18 protein-coding genes, 1 tRNA gene and 1 pseudogene are annotated in these 16,320 nt (G+C 71.1%); 5 read left to right on the top strand and 15 right to left on the bottom strand.

The window, feature by feature from the left end; genetic code table 11:
• Window positions 1–7: 7 nt before the first annotated feature.
• Window positions 8–1,738, bottom strand: coding sequence for an L-aspartate oxidase (locus M3C17_RS17315; protein ID WP_259979224.1), 1,731 nt, complete (start codon window positions 1,736–1,738; stop codon window positions 8–10).
• A gap of 78 nt (window positions 1,739–1,816) precedes the next feature.
• Between M3C17_RS17315 and M3C17_RS17310 the strand changes: the two genes are divergently transcribed.
• On the top strand, window positions 1,817–2,746 hold the full coding sequence (locus M3C17_RS17310; protein ID WP_259979223.1) for a LysR family transcriptional regulator: 930 nt from the start codon (window positions 1,817–1,819) through the stop codon (window positions 2,744–2,746).
• Between the two features lie 86 nt (window positions 2,747–2,832).
• On the opposite strand, the gene M3C17_RS17305 is transcribed toward M3C17_RS17310, so the two are convergent.
• Both M3C17_RS17305 and M3C17_RS17300 read right to left on the bottom strand, forming a co-directional pair.
• Window positions 2,833–2,905, bottom strand: a tRNA-Arg gene (locus tag M3C17_RS17305).
• 77 nt (window positions 2,906–2,982) lie between these two features.
• The gene (locus tag M3C17_RS17300; RefSeq protein ID WP_259979222.1) at window positions 2,983–3,567 is read right to left on the bottom strand and encodes an asparagine synthase; all 585 of its coding nucleotides are present in this window, start codon (window positions 3,565–3,567) and stop codon (window positions 2,983–2,985) included.
• 132 nt (window positions 3,568–3,699) lie between these two features.
• On the opposite strand from M3C17_RS17300, the gene M3C17_RS17295 reads away from it, so the two are divergent.
• Entirely contained in the window at window positions 3,700–4,539 is an 840-nt protein-coding gene (locus M3C17_RS17295; RefSeq protein ID WP_259979221.1) for an SDR family oxidoreductase, read from the top strand.
• A 15-nt stretch (window positions 4,540–4,554) separates the two neighbouring features.
• On the opposite strand, the gene M3C17_RS17290 is transcribed toward M3C17_RS17295, so the two are convergent.
• From M3C17_RS17290 to M3C17_RS17250, 9 genes are all read right to left on the bottom strand, one after another.
• Window positions 4,555–5,421, bottom strand: a complete 867-nt coding sequence (locus tag M3C17_RS17290) for a hypothetical protein (protein WP_259979220.1) — start codon at window positions 5,419–5,421, stop codon at window positions 4,555–4,557.
• Window positions 5,421–5,666, bottom strand: coding sequence for a hypothetical protein (locus tag M3C17_RS17285; protein WP_259979219.1), 246 nt, complete (start codon window positions 5,664–5,666; stop codon window positions 5,421–5,423). The genes M3C17_RS17290 and M3C17_RS17285 overlap by 1 nt, the downstream gene beginning before the upstream one ends.
• A 105-nt stretch (window positions 5,667–5,771) precedes the next feature.
• On the bottom strand, window positions 5,772–6,434 hold the full coding sequence (locus tag M3C17_RS17280; protein ID WP_259979217.1) for a GntR family transcriptional regulator: 663 nt from the start codon (window positions 6,432–6,434) through the stop codon (window positions 5,772–5,774).
• 79 nt (window positions 6,435–6,513) lie between these two features.
• The gene (locus M3C17_RS17275; protein ID WP_259979216.1) at window positions 6,514–7,155 is read right to left on the bottom strand and encodes an NADPH-dependent F420 reductase; all 642 of its coding nucleotides are present in this window, start codon (window positions 7,153–7,155) and stop codon (window positions 6,514–6,516) included.
• Between the two features lie 48 nt (window positions 7,156–7,203).
• Window positions 7,204–7,638 carry a Fe-S cluster assembly sulfur transfer protein SufU gene (gene sufU / locus M3C17_RS17270; RefSeq protein WP_259979215.1) on the bottom strand — a complete coding sequence of 145 codons (435 nt, stop codon included), beginning with the start codon at window positions 7,636–7,638 and terminating at the stop codon, window positions 7,204–7,206.
• Window positions 7,635–8,942 carry an aminotransferase class V-fold PLP-dependent enzyme gene (locus tag M3C17_RS17265; RefSeq protein WP_259979214.1) on the bottom strand — a complete coding sequence of 436 codons (1,308 nt, stop codon included), beginning with the start codon at window positions 8,940–8,942 and terminating at the stop codon, window positions 7,635–7,637. Before M3C17_RS17265 ends, sufU begins: the two co-directional genes overlap by 4 nt.
• A gap of 47 nt (window positions 8,943–8,989) precedes the next feature.
• Window positions 8,990–9,793, bottom strand: a complete 804-nt coding sequence (locus tag M3C17_RS17260; RefSeq protein WP_259979213.1) for a DUF1206 domain-containing protein — start codon at window positions 9,791–9,793, stop codon at window positions 8,990–8,992.
• 67 nt (window positions 9,794–9,860) lie between these two features.
• Window positions 9,861–10,505, bottom strand: coding sequence for a GyrI-like domain-containing protein (locus M3C17_RS17255; protein WP_259979212.1), 645 nt, complete (start codon window positions 10,503–10,505; stop codon window positions 9,861–9,863).
• Between the two features lie 101 nt (window positions 10,506–10,606).
• Window positions 10,607–11,470, bottom strand: a complete 864-nt coding sequence (locus tag M3C17_RS17250) for a helix-turn-helix domain-containing protein (protein ID WP_259979211.1) — start codon at window positions 11,468–11,470, stop codon at window positions 10,607–10,609.
• A 173-nt stretch (window positions 11,471–11,643) separates the two neighbouring features.
• On the opposite strand from M3C17_RS17250, the gene M3C17_RS17245 reads away from it, so the two are divergent.
• Entirely contained in the window at window positions 11,644–12,144 is a 501-nt protein-coding gene (locus M3C17_RS17245) for a hypothetical protein (protein WP_259979209.1), read from the top strand.
• A 3-nt stretch (window positions 12,145–12,147) separates the two neighbouring features.
• Here the strand turns inward: M3C17_RS17245 and M3C17_RS17240 are convergent, their stop codons facing one another.
• Genes M3C17_RS17240 through M3C17_RS17230 form a run of 3 tightly spaced genes read right to left on the bottom strand, consistent with a single transcriptional unit; the run spans window position 12,148 to window position 14,635 of the window.
• Window positions 12,148–12,831, bottom strand: a complete 684-nt coding sequence (locus tag M3C17_RS17240; protein ID WP_259979208.1) for a haloacid dehalogenase type II — start codon at window positions 12,829–12,831, stop codon at window positions 12,148–12,150.
• A gap of 53 nt (window positions 12,832–12,884) precedes the next feature.
• Complete coding sequence (locus M3C17_RS17235; protein WP_259979207.1) at window positions 12,885–13,019, bottom strand: methionine/alanine import family NSS transporter small subunit; 135 nt, start codon at window positions 13,017–13,019, stop codon at window positions 12,885–12,887.
• Window positions 13,016–14,635, bottom strand: coding sequence for a sodium-dependent transporter (locus M3C17_RS17230; RefSeq protein ID WP_259979206.1), 1,620 nt, complete (start codon window positions 14,633–14,635; stop codon window positions 13,016–13,018). Before M3C17_RS17230 ends, M3C17_RS17235 begins: the two co-directional genes overlap by 4 nt.
• Window positions 14,636–14,778: 143 nt before the next feature.
• Here M3C17_RS17230 and M3C17_RS17225 point away from each other — a divergent pair, with 143 nt between their 5' ends.
• Both M3C17_RS17225 and M3C17_RS17220 read left to right on the top strand, forming a co-directional pair.
• A complete protein-coding gene (locus tag M3C17_RS17225; protein ID WP_259979205.1) occupies window positions 14,779–15,591 on the top strand; it encodes a TrmH family RNA methyltransferase in 813 nt (270 codons plus the stop codon).
• Between the two features lie 5 nt (window positions 15,592–15,596).
• A pseudogene (locus tag M3C17_RS17220) lies at window positions 15,597–16,320 on the top strand (hypothetical protein); the annotation flags it as partial.

The following is a 16,320-nucleotide window of genomic DNA, read 5'->3' as shown; positions in this document are numbered from 1 at the left end:
GTTCCGTCTACTCGACCAGCTTCCCCGCCGTGTCCACGTCGCGCATGAGTTCGGCGATCTCGGCGGGGATGGGCGGGATCTCCTCGCGCGTGACCCCCGTGCCGGGCGACCACACCAGGTTGACCTGCAGCGTGGGATCGGTGTCGGGGTAGTCGCTGCGGTTGTGGCAGCCGCGGGTCTCCCTGCGCTCGAGCGCGGCCTCCAGGGTGGCACGGGCGGCGAGAGCCGAGGCCTTGAGGTCGAACGCGTGCGCGAGGTCCTGGAACCCCGCGATGTCCGGATGGATGCCGATGTCCTCCATCCGCCCCTCGATCATGTCGAGGTCGGCGAGTCCGGCGAGCAGTCCGTCCTCCGAGCGCACGACACCCGCGTAGTCGGTCATGAGATTGCGGATCGCGCGCTGCAGAGCGCGGACGTTCTCACGCCCCTCCGCGGCGAGCAGGTCGTCGATCTCGGCGCGGGCGGACGCGACCGCGTCGGCGGACCGTCGCTGGGCGTCGAGCCCGGCCGCGTGGGCCATGGCCGCCTGCCCGACGATGCGGCCGTACACCAGCAGCTCGATGAGCGAATTCCCGCCGAGCCGGTTCGCACCGTGCAGGCCGCTCGACGCCTCGCCGATCGCATACAGTCCGTCGACGTCGGTGCCATGGTCCTCCGAGCGCACCCACACCCCGCCCATGGAGTAGTGCGCCGTCGGCGCGATCTCGATCGGGTCGGTCGTGATGTCGAGCATCTGCAGCTCCATCATCGTCTGGTACACGCGCGGCAGCCGCGTCATGATCGTCTCGCGGGGAAGGTGCGACACGTCGAGCCATACGCCGCCCTTCTCGGTGCCGCGGCCCTCCCTGATCTCGGTGTACGCGGCGAGCGCGACGCGGTCGCGGGTGGACAGCTCCATGCGCTCCGAGTCGTACCGCTGCATGAACCGCTCACCGAGGGCATTGCGGAGGATGCCGCCCTCGCCGCGCGCGGCCTCGGAGATGAGGGTGCCCGCGGCACTCTCGGGCTCGATGATGCCGGAGGGGTGGAACTGCACGAGCTCGGGGTCGCGCAGTCGCGCACCGGCGTCGACCGCGAGTCGGAAGGAGTCGCCGGTGTTCTCGTCGCGGCGGGAGGACGTGCGGCGCCAGATGCGGTTGTGTCCTCCCGCGGCGAGGATCACCGCGTCGGCGTGGATCAGGTAGCGGGTGCCGTCCGCCTGGTCGAAGCCGTAGGCGCCGAACACGACGTTGTCGCGCACCAGGAGGCGGGTGATGTAGACGTTGTCGAGGATGGGCACGTGCAGCTGCTCGGCCTTGCGCACCAGGGTCCGCTGGATCTCGAGGCCCGTGTAGTCGCCGGAGAAGGCCGTGCGGCGGTACGTGTGTGCGCCGAAGAAGCGCTGCGAGATGCGGCCGTCGTCCTCCCGGGCGAAGTCCATACCCCAGCGCTCCAGGTCGCGGATGCCGCGCTCCGCACCGCGGGTGACCACCTCGACCGTGTGCGGATTGGCGAGCAGGTAGCTCTCGGTGATGGTGTCGGCGGCGTGCTGCTGCCAGCTGTCCTCCGCGTCCATCGTGCCGAGGGCGGCGTTGATGCCACCGGCGGCCAGGGAGGTATGGGCGTCGTGACGGGGGCGCTTGCCCACCGCGAGCACGTCCACGCCGTGTTCGGCGACCTCGATCGCCGCGCGCAGGCCGGAGCCGCCCGTGCCGATCACGAGGATCGTGGTGGAGATCTGTCGTTCGGGTGCAGTCATGCTCTCGACGCTAGTTAGGCGATCCTAATTACTCCAATGCATAGTTCGAGTTGAAACCATGCGGGTAGGCTATGAGACATGAACCTCGAGCAACTCCGCGGGTTCGTCGAAGTCGCCCGCCTCGGACACTTCACCCGCGCCTCCGAGCACCTGCACCTGGCCCAGCCGTCCCTCAGCAGGCAGATCTCCACCCTGGAACGCGAACTGGGCGCCGAGCTCTTCCACCGCGCCCGCGGCCACATCGCGCTCACCGCCGCCGGAGAGACCCTGCTCCCGCGCGCCCAGCGCATGCTCGCCGAAGCGGACGCCATCCGCGACGAGATGGGCGAGCTCGCCGGCCTCCGCCGCGGTCGCGTGCGCCTCGGCGCCCCGCCCACCCTCTGCATCAGCCTCGTCGCGGAGGCCGTCAGCTCCTTCCACGACGCGCACCCCGGCGTCGACCTCCGCCTCATCGAGGGCGGGTCGCGCCTGCTCGTCGAACAGCTCGCCGTCGGCGCGGTCGACATGGCCCTCATCACACAGTCCGACGGTCCCGCCCCCGCCGGCGTGAGCCTCACCCGCACGCCGCTCCTCGCGGAAGAGCTCGTCGTGGTGTCCTCCGCCGCGCGCCCCCCTGTGGCGCGCACTCCTGCCATCCCGCTGAGCCACCTGGCCACACTGCCCCTGATCGCCTTCGACGAGAGCTACGAGCTGCGCGCCACGACCGACGCGGCCTTCCGCGCGGCCGACCTCACTCCCGACCTCGTGCTGGAGGGCGGGGAGATGGACTCCGTGCTGCGGTTCGTCGAGCGCGGCCTCGGCGTCGCGGTGGTGCCGGCGATGGTGCTCTACGAGCGCCCGACCCTTCGCTCCGTGCGTCTCTCGGACCCCGCGATGACCAGGACGGTGAGCCTGGCGCACCGCTCCGACGTGAGCCCCGCCGTGGCGGTGGCCGCGATGCGCGAGGTCATCCTGTCGACCGCGGCCGAGGTGGCCCGTCGCGACCCCGCGATCACGAGCCTCGTCTAGCCCGGCCCCTCGGGAGCGCCACGCCCGGGACAGCAGAAACCCCCGCCGCTCTCGCGACGGGGGTTCTGTACTGTCTCAACACAGTGTGCGCCTCGAGGGACTCGAACCCCCAACCTTCTGATCCGTAGTCAGATGCTCTATCCATTGAGCTAGAGGCGCATGACCCGCGGTGCTGAACCGCCCAGCGGGCCGACGTCAAGCCTACAACAGTCGCGACGGGAAAGCGAAACGAGGCCTCACTCGGCCTTGGCTGCCGCTTTCTGCTGCTTCTTCCGGCGCTTCTCCCTCGCCCGCTGCTGCGACGACAGGGCCTGCAGATCGACCAGGCGCAGGGCCTGCATCCGCGCCTCCCGCATGCGGGCGTAGTCCGGGTCCTGGTCAGGGCGCATGCCCTCCACACGCAGCCGGCGGTCGAGGTTGTGCCGCACATCGGCCCACGCCGCAGCTCTGGCCTCTTCCACGATGCGCTCGAGCTGCTCGCGGTCGTCCATCATCTCCCGCAGCCGCTGCGCGACCCCCGTGGACTGCTTGGCGCGGCGGCGGAGGTTGCGCACATCGCGGTCGCGGTAGTCGTGCGTGCCGACGGGGTCGGAGTGGCGCCCCCGCGCACGCTTGCGCAGGGCGGTCACGGTGGCCGCCGCCTCCTCTGACTCCTCCGCCATCGCGCGCAGCGCCTCCCGCGCATCGTCCACGTAGCGGTCGAGGTCGAACACGCCGTCCTCGGCGATGGTGCCGATGAGGATGTGGTTCTTCACGGCGAGGCGCGCGGCGGCGGTCGCGATCGCGACGCCTTCGGCGATGGCATCCGCAGTCCGTCCCACCGGCACCTCCTTCCTTCGAGCGTAGCGGTATCGATGCGGCCCGGTCTCGGCCAGAATGGTTCCGGATCAGCATCTCGCATGCAGCCGACATTCGCCGTGACTGGCCCGGATCACGCCCCGCAGGAGGCGGCAATGAAGCACCTCGACCTTGCCGGCGGCACCACCGTGATCACCGGCGCCGCGAACGGGATGGGGGCAGAGATCGCCCGCCGGCTCGCGTCCCGCGGCGTCTCGCTCGCGCTGCTCGACCACGACGCGACCGCACTGGCCGCTCTCGCCGCCGAGCTGTCGCCGGCGACCGTCACGACACACGTCGTCGACCTCCGAGACGACGATGCCGTGTTCGCGGCGGCAGACGACATCGCCGCCGGGCACCCGCGCATCACGGCGCTCATCACGTGCGCAGGGTCGTCGATGCTGGGCGACCTGGATCAGCTGACCATGGAGGAGATGCGCTGGCTCACGGACGTCAACCTCTGGGGCACCGTGTCGATCACCAAGGCGCTGCTGCCCGCGCTGCGCGCCGCCCCCGCTGCGCACATCACGCACCTGGCGAGTGTCTACGCGCTCGCGGCCCCCGCGGGGCGCATCCCGTACGCCCTCGGGAAGTTCGCCGTGCGCGGGTTCTCCGAGGCGCTGCGCCACGAGCTCGAGGGCAGCACCGTCTCGGTCGGCGCCGTGTACCCGGCGGGCGTGCGCACCGGGATCATCCTGCACGGCCGCTACGCCGCCGCGATCGATCCCGCCGTGGCCGCACGAGCCGCCGCCGCGCAGGCCGCGATGTACCACACCGACCCCGCAGACGCCGCGGCCCGCATCATCCGCGCCACCGAGCGCAGGGCCGCCCGGACCATGGTGGGGCGGGAGGCGCGACTCATCGACGTGCTGGTGCGCCTCGCTCCATCTGCGTACTGGAAGGCCATGCGCCGACCGTTGCGTGCGGCGATCGACACCAGGACCCCCGTCGCCTGACGCGCCGCGAGCGGCTCAGCGCACCGCGCCGACCCAGATGCCGGAGGCCCAGGCCTGCTGATCTCCGTTGCAGCCGACCGATCCAGGGAAGCCCCGCACCACGGCCATGCAGTTGGCGAGGAACTCGGGATCGCTGCCGAACAGCGCGCCGTAGGCACCGGACGAGGTGAGGGCGCCCCACACCCGGAACTGGTAGATGTGCGCGAGCTCATGCGCCATCGCCCAGTTCAACCGGCCCGTGCTCCAGCCCGCGATGTCGGCGCGGTACTTGATGTAGCCGTTGCTGTTGGCGCAGGCCGGTGCGTTGCCGCCCGCGCACGACGACGACTCGTACAGCCCCACGCCGCCGCCGCCCACGCGGTCCAGCGCCGCCCGCACGCGGGCATATCCGTCGGGGCCGCTCGAACTCCAGCGGGGGCCGCCGGGGCCGGGACCCGCGCTCTGCGCCGCCTGCCACGAGGCGACCTCGGTGCCGACCTTCTCGGCGATCGCGTGCACGGTGGCCGTCGCCGCGACGACCGTATCGGGGTTCGCCTTCTCCGCGAGGACCGTCTGCTGCGCGGACAGCGCCGAGGCGAGGTGTGCGGACGTGTCGACCTTGCCCGCTGCGCCCTGCAGTGCCGTGCCCAGCGCGGTGATCTCTGCCAGGAACCCCGGACGCACCGCGAGGACCGCGGTCCGATCGGCGGTGTCCTGCTCCGCCCGCTCCACCGCACCGGCGAGGTAGTCGGTGCGCTGTCCGGAGTCGCGGTACCGATCGGCGAGGGCGCTCAGCGTGGTCAGCGCCTCCGCCCGCTCCTGCTCCAGGGCGTCCGCACGCGCCAGCACCCCGACGGCGAGCAGCACGGCCGCCGTGACCGTCACTGCGAGCACACGACGCATCACTGCAGGAAGCCCGTCGTGTCGGCGAGCTGCGCATCCTGCTCGGCGATCTGCGCGCGCAGCGCCGTGAGCTTCTCGGCCAGCTCCAGGTTCTCGCCGTTCGAACGGGCGAGGGCGTCCTCGACGCGGACGATCTCGGCCTTGACGGCGTCGAGTGCCGCGGCCCGCTCCTGATCGGCGATCACCACGAGCGCGGCGCCGCCCAGCAGCAGGAGACCCCCCACGACGACAGCAAGATTGCGCATCTCGCTCCCCAGGACAGCGCGACTATGACCGGACCGACTCCGACCGCACCAATATACAACCGAGCGACCGGGCGCCGCGGCCCCTTCCGCGCGGCTTCGGGCCTCTCAGAGCGCGATGTCGGCGCGCGCCAGACGGCGTTCCGCCGCCGACTGTCCGCTCGCCAGATGCGCCGGGATGATCGCGCGCAGAGCCGCCGTGTCCCTGGCCGCCACGGCTTCCAGGATCACGCGGTGCTCATCGGCCATGGCCAGCAGATCGTCGTGCTGACCGAACAGCCAGCGCAGCCGCGTGAGGAACACGGCGATCAGCTCGCCGAGCATCTCGTTCGCGGCGAGGTCGACCGCCACCTCGTGGAACTCCGCGGCCGCCCGACGCGCGGTCTCGGCGTCTCCGTCGCGCGCGGCCACGAGCTCCCGGCGGTAGGCCTCCGAGAGCCGAGCGATGCCCGCCGCGTCGTGACGCTCCGCGGCGAACACGAAGATGAGCGTCTCGATCGCCTCCCGCACCTCCGCGAACGCGCGGATGTCATCGTGCGTGAACTCGCGCACAACCGCCCAGGTGCGCGGTCGCGCGATCACGACGCCCTCCGCCACCAGCGTGCGGATGGCCTCCCGCACAGGAAGCCGGGACACGTTCAGCTCGGCCGCGATGTCGCGCTCGATCAGCCGCGACCCCGGAGGCCGGCGCCCGAGCACGATGTCGTCGCGCAGGATCCTCGTGACCCTGACCGATTCGAGCTCGCCGCTCGACCCCGCAGCCCCCGCCATCCGGGCATTGTCCCACCCCGACCAGGGGTTCCTCAACTTTGGTATCCCATGACCGGGGTGGCGCCTCCCTCCGCGAGGGTCAGGGCAGGCGGTTGGCCTTCGCGAGGTTCGCGGCGAGCTCCTCGGCATCCTGGCGCGCGACGTACGCGGGGCGATCCCGCTCGACCCGCCACGACTCGCTCAGCGGGCCGATGTTGACGGTGTCGAAACCCGCCTCGTCGTAGAACCGGGTGACGAAGGCCACCGCCTCCGCGTCGTCACCCGCTGTCGCCAGAGCGCGGCGGCCGGGGGTGCCGGCGGGCGTGCCGTCCGTCGTGATCTCACTCGCGTAGATGTGGTTGAAGGCCTTCGCGATGCGCGACTCCGGAAGCTGCTGCTGCAGCAGCTCGGAGGTGGTCGTCTCCCCCTTGTCGAGGGCCTCGATGCGGCCGTCGCGCTCGAAGTAGTAGTTGTTCGTGTCGAGGACGATCTTGCCGGCGAGCTCCGCGGCGGGGAGCTGATCGATCGCATGCAGGGGCACCGTGACGACCGCCACCTCCGCCGCGGCGGCCGCATCCTCCGCCGTCGCCGCCCGTGCGCGGGGCCCGAGCTCCGCCACCAGATCCGCGAGCGTCTCCGGCCCGCGCGAGTTCGCGATCACCACGTCGTAGCCGTTCGCGACCGCCACGCGGGCGACCTGGCTGCCGATGTTGCCTGCACCGATGATTCCGAGAGTAGTCATGCACGGACCAACACGACCGGCGCGTCCGTATTCCCCGACCGTCCCGATTCAGGCGCGGGTGAGCGCGTCCTCCGCCGCGACCCAGGCGAGCATCGCGCACTTGACCCGTGCCACGTACTTCGACACCCCGCCCAGTGCGGCGGCGTCGCCCAGCAGCTCCTCGTCGGGGGCGATCGTGCCGCGCGAGCGCATGGCCTCGCGGAACGCTGCGATGCGCAGCTCCAGCTCCTCCACGCTCAGGCCTTCCGCGAGCTCGGCGAGCAGGGACGCCGACGCCTGGGAGATCGCACAGCCGTGCCCTTCCCAGGCGAGGGCTTCGACGGCGCCGTCCGCTCCGCGATGCACCTGCAGCGTGATCTCGTCGCCGCACGTCGGGTTGAGCTGGTGCGACTGCGCCGCGACCTCGGCGCGCAGGCCGTAGCCGTGCGGCGTGCGGGAGTGATCCAGGATCAGCTCCTGGTACAGGTTCTGCAGGTCGCTCATGCGCCCCTCCGGAAGAACTCGATGGCGCCGGAGACGCCCGCGATCACGGCGTCCACCTCCGCCTCGGTGGTGTACAGGTAGGTGCTCGCGCGCGTCGAGGACGTGACTCCGAGCCGACGGTGCAGCGGCTGCGCGCAGTGGTGGCCGACGCGGACGGCGATGCCCAGGTCGTCGAGGTACTGCCCGACGTCGTGCGAGTGGATGTCCGCCACGTCGAAGCTCGCCAGACCCACGCGGGGCAGCGCGATGTCGGCGCCCAGCACCCGCACGCCGTCGATCTCGCGCAGGCCCTCGACCAGACGACGACCGAAGGCGGCCTCGTGCGCGGCGATGCGCTCCATGCCCACCGTGCCCAGGTAGTCGACGGCTGCGGCGAGCGCGATGGCCTGAGAAACCCGCTGGGTGCCCGCCTCGAACCGCTGCGGCGGCGGCAGGTACTCCGCCTCCGTCGTGGTGACCGTGGTGATCATCGAGCCGCCCGTGAGGAACGGCGGCAGCGCGGCCAACACCTCGCGGCGACCGTACAGCGCGCCGATCCCGGTCGGTCCGAGCATCTTGTGGCCGGAGAGCACGGCGAAGTCGATGCCCAGCGCTCGCACGTCCAGGGGCAGATGGGGTGCGGACTGGCAGGCGTCGAGGAGCGTGAGCGCACCCACGCCGCGCGCGAGCGTCACGAGCTGTTCGACCGGGTTGATCACGCCGAGCACGTTGGACACGTGGGTGAACGCGACCAGCTTCGTCCGCTCGGAGATCAGCTCCGCGGCGACGTCCAGCCGCAGGGCTCCGTCGTCGTCGAGCGGGATGACCCGCAGCGTGGCCCCGGTCCGTGCGGCCAGTTCCTGCCACGGGATGAGGTTCGCGTGGTGCTCCATCTCGGTGGTGACGATCTCATCGCCCTGGCCGAGTCGGAGCCCCGCGGCGGCTGCGCCCCCGCGTCCGAGCGAGGCGTTGGAGAGGCCGTAGGCGACGAGGTTGATCGCCTCGGTGGCGTTCGACGTCCAGACGATCTCGTCCTCGCCGGCGCCGACGAACCGGGCGAGCGCGCCGCGGGCGTCCTCGAAGAGCTCGGTGGCCTCCGCGGCGAGCGTGTGCGCCCCGCGGTGCACGGCGGCGTTGAGGGTGGTCGCGTAGTCACGCTCGGCGTCCAGCACCGCGTTCGGCCGCTGCGACGTGGCGCCCGAATCCAGGTACACGAGGGGGTGACCGTTGACCTCCGTGTGCAGGATCGGGAAGTCCGCCCGGATCCGCTGCACCTCGGTCTCGGTCAGCGGTGCGATCACGTCGACTCCGGGAGAAGCGCTCATCGTTCCAGTCTCCCATCTTCGCGATGGGCCCGGCGCGGTCCCGAGGGCTACGACATGCGCGCGAGGCGGGCGCGAGCCATGCAGAAGATGCCGTACACCGCGAACCCCGCGCCGACGAGCCCCAGCACCAGGCCGCCGAGCGGCAGCGTGAGCAGGCTGTGCAGGGCGGCATCCAAGCCGGCCGCCTTCTCCGGGTCCTGTGTGACGGCCGCGACCACGAACAGCACTCCCGTGACGGCCACGGCGATGCCTTTCCCGAGGTAGCCGACCACGCCGAGGGTCACGATGCCCGCACGACCAGCGCCGGTCGGAAGGTCGATCAGCTTCTCGAACGAGCGCGTGATGCCCCCCACCACGAAGCCCGCGCCGACACCGATCACGGACAGTCCGAGCACCACGAGCAGCACGACGCCACCGGGAGCCGCCAGCACGATCTCGCTGAGTGTGCGCGATGCCTCCTCGGACTCCGCGCGGCCGCCGATCGCGTAGATGATCGCGAGTCCGGCGACGACGAGGTAGGAGCCCGAGATCCCGGCGAGCTTGATGCGGCGCCCCCACTTCTTGGTCTCGGCAGGGTCGGCGGCGAGGAAGGCGCTGGCGATCTGCCACACCGCGAGGGCGATGAGCCCCGCGGCGATCGACAGCAGCAGCAGCCCGCCGATGGGGTTGTCACGGATCCGCTCCATCGCGCCGTCCTGATCGGCGTCACCCGAGGCGCCCAGGGCGATGCTGATGGCGATCGCGCCGATGACGACGTGGATGAGGCCGAGCACGATGAAGCCGACGCGGGCGGTGCGTCGGAACGCGGTCGAGTCCTTCGCCACGCGCGCCGCGTGCTTGACGGTGCTCATGGTCGAAGCGTATCGGTCGGGATCCGGGCGGATCAGGGGGTTGCTTTCGGTCGGACTCGTGGTCCGCTCAGGTGACCCGCTTGACCCGCTCGACCGGCTGCCGCAGGATCGTTCGCAGCTTCGCGGGGTCGGTGCGGCGGAGGTCGCTCAGATAGACCTCGTGGTGCAGCCCGGTCATGCGCAGCCCGTTGTCGGGGATGAAACGGTGATGGAGCTCGTCGAGCACCGGACCCTCCTCGTCGAACGGTCCGACGTGCAGCGTCTGCACGCACAGCCCCTCGTGCAGCGTCTCGAGTCGCACCGAGCGGAGCGCGGGAAGGCCCTCTCCCTTCTTCGCGGTCTTCGCCTCGACCGTGTCCACCGCCCGCGCGAACAGTTCAGGGGTGACGTGGTCGCCCACCATCAGCAGGAGCGTCCACTCCCAGGCCGACTTGTCCCTGCGGGACGTGAACGACTCCATGTCGGCCGCGTGCCAGAGCCCTTCCAGCGGCATCACGACCGTGTCGATCCCGAGCTCGGCACGGCTGGCGAACTTGAGCGTGTACGCCAGCGGGAACAGCGCGGACACCGCCTCCGCATACATCGCGGACGTGTTCGGGTCACCCGCCCCGTCGATCATGAGGTACTGCAACGGCGGCACCTCGAGCACGCGGAACTCCCCCCGCTTCGCCCGGTAGGAGTCGAGGGTCTTCTTGGGGTCGATCGCTGCCATCGGCTGCCTCTCCGCGTGCGGACCTGTCGCCGCACAGTGTGCCAGAGGCCTCGGACATCGCGGGGTCGAGCCGCGGAACGGGCGCCTCGACCCCGCGCTGCTCAGGCGGGTTCGACCGGGAGCCAGAGCTCGCACGCGGCGGCGTCGCCGCGGAACTCCCGGTACCGCACCACGGACGGCCCCGGTCGCAGCCGCCACGGGTTCGACGGGAACCACTCGGTGGCCGTGGCCGCCCAGAGGTTCTGCAGCGTCTCCGGGAACGGGCCGTCGGCGGCGAACACGGCCCACGTCCCGGCGTCCTGCCGCAGCGCGTCGAGGTCGTCCGGCACCACGGTGCTCTCCTGCAGCGCGACACCGTGGAGATACGTGAGCGGCGTGCCCTCCGGCGCATCGGGCTCCACGTCCGCGGTGACGGCGAGGATGCCCGCCGGCTCCGTGTCGTTCAGCTGCTTCAGCCGCGCGTGCTCCTCGGGTGGGATCGCCGCGATGTGCTGCTGGATGCGCGGGTTCACCCCCACGTGCTGCAGCGGGACCTGGGTGGCATGACCGGCCAGCACGAACGCGGGGCGGTGGGTGATGGTGACGTCCATCGGGGTGCTCCCTTCGACGCTCAGGCGGAACCGGAGCGTGGGTTGTGTGCGGAGAGGTCCCCCGTCACGGCGCGCCTCCGCGGGGCTGATGCCGTGCACGGCACGGAACGCCCTGCTGAACGCCTCGACAGAGCCGTAGCCGTGGCGCACGGCCACGTCCAACAGGCTCGGCGCCCCGCCGGTGAGCTCCGCCGCGGCGAGCGTCATCCGGCGACGACGCACGTATTCCGACAGCGGCATGCCGGCCAGGGCCGAGAACATCCGCCGCAGGTGATACTCGGTCGTGCCGTGTGCGCTCGCGAGCGCGGCCACATCGAGCTCCTCGGCCTGGCCGGATTCGACGAGGTCGACCAGGGCGTTGAGGGTGCCGATCACGGGTCCTCCTTTCTCTTCCAGAATCCCCGCGCACCGCCGCGGCTCACCCGATCATTCTGGTCCGATCCGATCGGAGGCGCCGAGGTCCCGCATGTTCACACCCCGGTTCCGGCGGTGTGAACGCCGATCCCGTATCGTCGGAGTCTCTGGGGGAACACGGGGAGCGAGTCGGCATGCAGGTGAAGGATCTCCTCTTCGGCGTCCCCTCGGACCTTCCCGGGCTGCACGACTCGGAGAATCCGTTCGTCCACGCGGATGCCCTGGTCGGCGCGCAGCTCACTCGCGTCGTGGTCGACGTGCTGGGCGGGACGGTCGGGGTGCTGCTCGAGCTCCGCCAGTCGTCGCGGCTCCGTGGCACCACCGCCCTGCTCCGTGTGACCGGCGTGACCGCGCAGGACTGGGCGGGTTCGGCATCCGCGAACCGCTACACGGCGTGGTCGATCACGGACGCCGCCGTGCACCAGGCCTCCGGCGAGGTCCGCGTCGTCGTCCAATGCCGCCCGGCGGGATCCCTGCGCATCACCGGGACGTCGGCGGAGTTCCTGCTGCTGGCCGCGCACCCCGACCTCGCGGTGCCGCTCCCTGCCGACCCCGGGGCTCTGCTCCGGTTCGGCGTCGTGGACGAGTCCACCGAGTGCGACCCGCTGGGCGCCGTGCACGCGCCCGCCGCGTGAGCCTCAGCCCGCGGCGAGCGCCTCGTACAGCTCGTCGAGCCCCCTGAACTGCCCGTCGAAGTCGTCGCCGTCGCGCGGCGGATCGCCCACCGGGCGCTGCACATACGCGGTGCGCATGCCGATGGCCTGGGCTCCGCGCAGATCCCACGCGTGAGCGGCGACCATGAGCACCTGCTGCGGCGCGACGCCCGCCTCCTCCACGGCCAGGCGGTACACCGCCGCGTCCGGCTTGTAGGCGTGCACGGCGTCCGCGGAGAGCGCCCGATGCCAGCTCAGGTCGGCATGGCGGCCGAGCCGTTCGAGGGTGCGCGGCTCGGCGTTCGAGAGCCCGAACACGCGGAACCGTCCGGCGAGGCGTCGCAGCCCCTCCGCGGAGTCCTCCCACGCGGGGTGCCGTTCCGCGGCGGTGGAGAGCCGTTCCACGGCCGCCGCTCCGCCGACCCCGGCCTGCTGCAGCACGAGCTCTGCGGCCTCGCGGTCGAGCGTGCGACTGTCGGCATAGGGGCGCTCCCCCTCGGCCATGCGCTGCTGCTCGTGCTCGATGTGCCGCTGCCAGGTCGCGAGGAGCCGCTCGGCGGAGGCGTCGTCCACGCCCGTGGCCTCGCGCACGGCGGTCATGATGCCATGCGGCTCGTCGACGAGCGTCCCGAGCACATCGAAGACGACGGCGCTGATGTCTCGAAGCATGCGTCGATCCTCTCGCGGATCCGACGCGCGAAGGGCCGGATCGACGAGAACGGTCAGAGTTCCGTCGGGACCGCCGGTTCGGCGTCGTCCACCTCGGGGTGGCGTGCGAGGTTCACGATGGCCGCGACCAGGCCGCCCCATACCGTGACCATCGCGACGATCATCATCACGATCGCTGTGGTCGTCATGCGTCTGCTCCCTTCGCACGCGCGCCGGGCAGCGCGATGCTGGCGGTCTCCGGGTCGGCGGCGTACTCCTCCTCTTCGAGGAAGTCGTCGTAGCCGGTGTCGTCCTTCGCGCGGGAGCGGCCGCTCCACGGCACCAGCGAGAGCAGGACGCCACCGACGATCAGCACGATGACCATGCCCCAGCCGAACACACCGAGGAACCACGCCGGATAGCCGCTGTAGGGCTCGGAGATCTTGGTCACCAGCTCGCTGATCAGCAGGTAGCCGAGCACCACCGGTGCGAGCACGCCGACGGCCAGCCGCCACACGAGGCCGACCCGGAAGCTGGACCGTCGGTTCAGGTGCTCCTGCAGCTCAGGGAGCTTGTGCAGCACCCAGGCCACGACGATCACCGCCACGAGGGCGACCGCCATGATGCCGAACGCGTTCACGAACGCGTCGGTGGTGTCCAGCACCGACAGTGCGGTGGTGGTGGAGAACAGCGCCATCGAGATCACCGCGAGGGGGATCGACACGATGAGGGTGGTCCGCACGCGACCCCAGCCCAGCTTGTCCTGCAGCGCCGCCACGATCACCTCGAGGATCGAGATCATGGAGGTGATGCCGGCGAAGACCAGGGCGCCGAAGAACAGCACGCCGATGACGGAGCCGCCCGTCGCCTGCGACACGATGGTGGGGAAGGCCACGAAGGCCAGGCCGATGCCCGAGGTGGCGACCCCCGCCACCTCCGTCGACTGGGCCTGCGCCATGAACCCGAGCGCGGCGAACACGCCGATGCCGGCGAGGATCTCGAAACCCGAGTTCGCGAACGCGACCACGAGCCCGGAGCCCGTGAGGTCGGTCTTGCGCTTGAGGTACGACGCGTAGGTCACCATGATGCCGAAGGCCACCGACAGCGAGAAGAAGATGTGGCCGTACGCCGAGGCCCACACGCCCGGGTCCGCGAGCGCCTCCCAGTTCGGGGTGAAGAACGCGTTGAGGCCGTCGAACGCGCCCGGCAGGAACAGCGCCTGCACCACGAGGATGGCGAACATGAGCGTCAGCAGCGGCATCAGGATCATGTTGGCGCGGCCGATGCCGCGCTTCACACCGAGCGCCATGATCGCGATCACGACGATCCAGACCGCGATCAGCGGCAGGCCCACCTGCGGGACGAACTCCCCGGAGAGCCCGACCTCGGCCACGTCCGCCGACTGCAGGAACTCGATGAAGAAGTAGTCGTTCTCGTTGCCGGCGCCCCAGGTCAGCTGAGCGGAGAACCAGGTGTACATCGCCGCCCACGCGACGATCACGGCGTAGTAGACCGCGATCACGACGCAGATCAGCACCTGCCACCAGCCCAGCGGCTCGGCGGCGCGGTGCAGTCGGCGGAACGCGAGGGGCGCGGAGCCGCGGAACCGGTGGCCGATCGCGTAGTCGAGGAACAGCAGCGGGATGCCCGCGGTGAGCAGGGCGCAGAGGTACGGGATCAGGAACGCGCCTCCGCCGCCCTCGTACGCGACGTACGGGAAGCGCCAGATGTTGCCGAGCCCGACAGCGGAGCCGATCGCCGAGAGGATGAACACGTTCCGCGAGCCGAATGCCTCGCGCTGCGGGGTCTGGGTGGGGGCGGACATGCCCGCGACACTACCGGAATGCCGATGGCCCGGCGAGCGGACACCCGACTTCATCCGTCCGATGCGATCGAGCGACGGACGACCTCATCCGCGAGCCTGAGACCCGGATCCAGGACAGCGGAGGGCGGACCATGGGCGGGGCGATGCGTGTCTCCCGCGCGGACGCAGGGTTTCAGCAGTGGGAAGCGCTCCTGCGCAACAGGAACAAGCGTCAGCGCGCTCGGGCGTTCCTCGTCCAGGGCGTCCGGCCGATCAACCTCGCCCACGAACACGGGTGGCGACTGCCGACGCTCATCTATGACGCGGAGCGCCCTCTGTCCACCTGGGCACGAGCGATGCTGCGCCGTGCCGAGGGTGACACGGTGGCCATGGCACCGCATCTTCTCCGCCGCCTCAGCGATAAGGAGCAGGAGGTGCCGGAACTCGTCGCGGTCGCGGATATGCCCGCCGACGACCTCTCGCGCATCACCGTCGCCCCCTCGTTCCTCGGGGTCGCCTTCGATCGCCCCGCTCTTCCCGGCAATATCGGCACACTACTCCGCTCGGTGGATGCCTTCGGCGGCGCGGGCACGATCATCACCGGACACGCCGCCGACCCCTACGACCCGAAGGCGGTGCGTGCGTCGACCGGCTCCCTGTTCGCCCTGCCGACGGTCCGCACCCCCTCCCCGCACCAGGTGCTCGCCTGGCGCGATGCGCTGCACGCCGAAGGACGCCGCTTCACGGTGATCGGCACGGACGAGAACGGCACGCACGATATCGCCGATCTCGACCTCACCACCCCGACACTGCTCGTCATCGGCAATGAGACGTCAGGGCTCAGCGCCGCCTGGAGAACGGGGTGCGATCTCATCGCTCGGATTCCGATCGGTGGAGCAGCCAGCTCGTTGAACGCGGCGAGCGCAGCGACGGTGGCCCTGTACGAGGCTGCGCGGCAGCGCCGCCGGTCAGGGTGAAGCCCGTGACCTACCGCTACGCGGCGCGGGAGAACAACGAGGATCTGTCACCGGGCGGTGCCCTGTTCTCGGCGCCGGGCTTCCCGGCGTTCCCGGTCCGTCTGGCCACGGAGATGTTCCAGCGTGCCGTCATCGCCGTCGGAGGCGGCCCCGTGGTGGTCTGGGACCCCTGCTGCGGGAGCGGATACCTGCTGACCGCCGTGTCGCTCACGCACAGGGAGGCGATCACGGCAGTGGTGGCCTCCGATATCGACGCCGCTGCTCTCGCGCTCGCGCGGCGCAACCTCGACCTCTTGTCCGAGGGCGGACTGGCCGCCCGATCCGCCGAGCTCCTGGACCGCGCACGGCGCTACGGCAAACCCTCCTACGTCCGCGCCGCCGACGCCGCGGGTCGGTTGCACGAGCGGCTGGCCGCGCGCGGAGGGCCGCTGCCGTTCTCCGTGGCACGCGCGGATGTGTTCGACTCGGAGCAGCTGCGGCGCGTGCCGGTCGGCGGTGGACAGCTCATCGTGATGACCGACGTCCCTTATGGCGACCAGACGCAGTGGCACGGCGCGAATGCGACGGCCGGAATGAGCGGCATGCTCGACGCCCTCGCCGGAGTGCTGGATGACGAGGCCGTGATCGTCGTGGCGGGGCGCGGCCGCCGACTCCCGGCGCCTGAGAGCGTGACGCGGCTCCAGTCGTTCAGCGTGGGGAGGAGGGCGATCGCTCTCTTCCGGCCGCGTG

This window comes from Microbacterium sp. p3-SID336 (assembly GCF_025143365.1).
Taxonomy (GTDB): domain Bacteria; phylum Actinomycetota; class Actinomycetes; order Actinomycetales; family Microbacteriaceae; genus Microbacterium.
The sequence above is the reverse complement of the archived record's forward strand: the minus strand, read 5'-3'. Positions and strand labels throughout refer to the sequence as shown.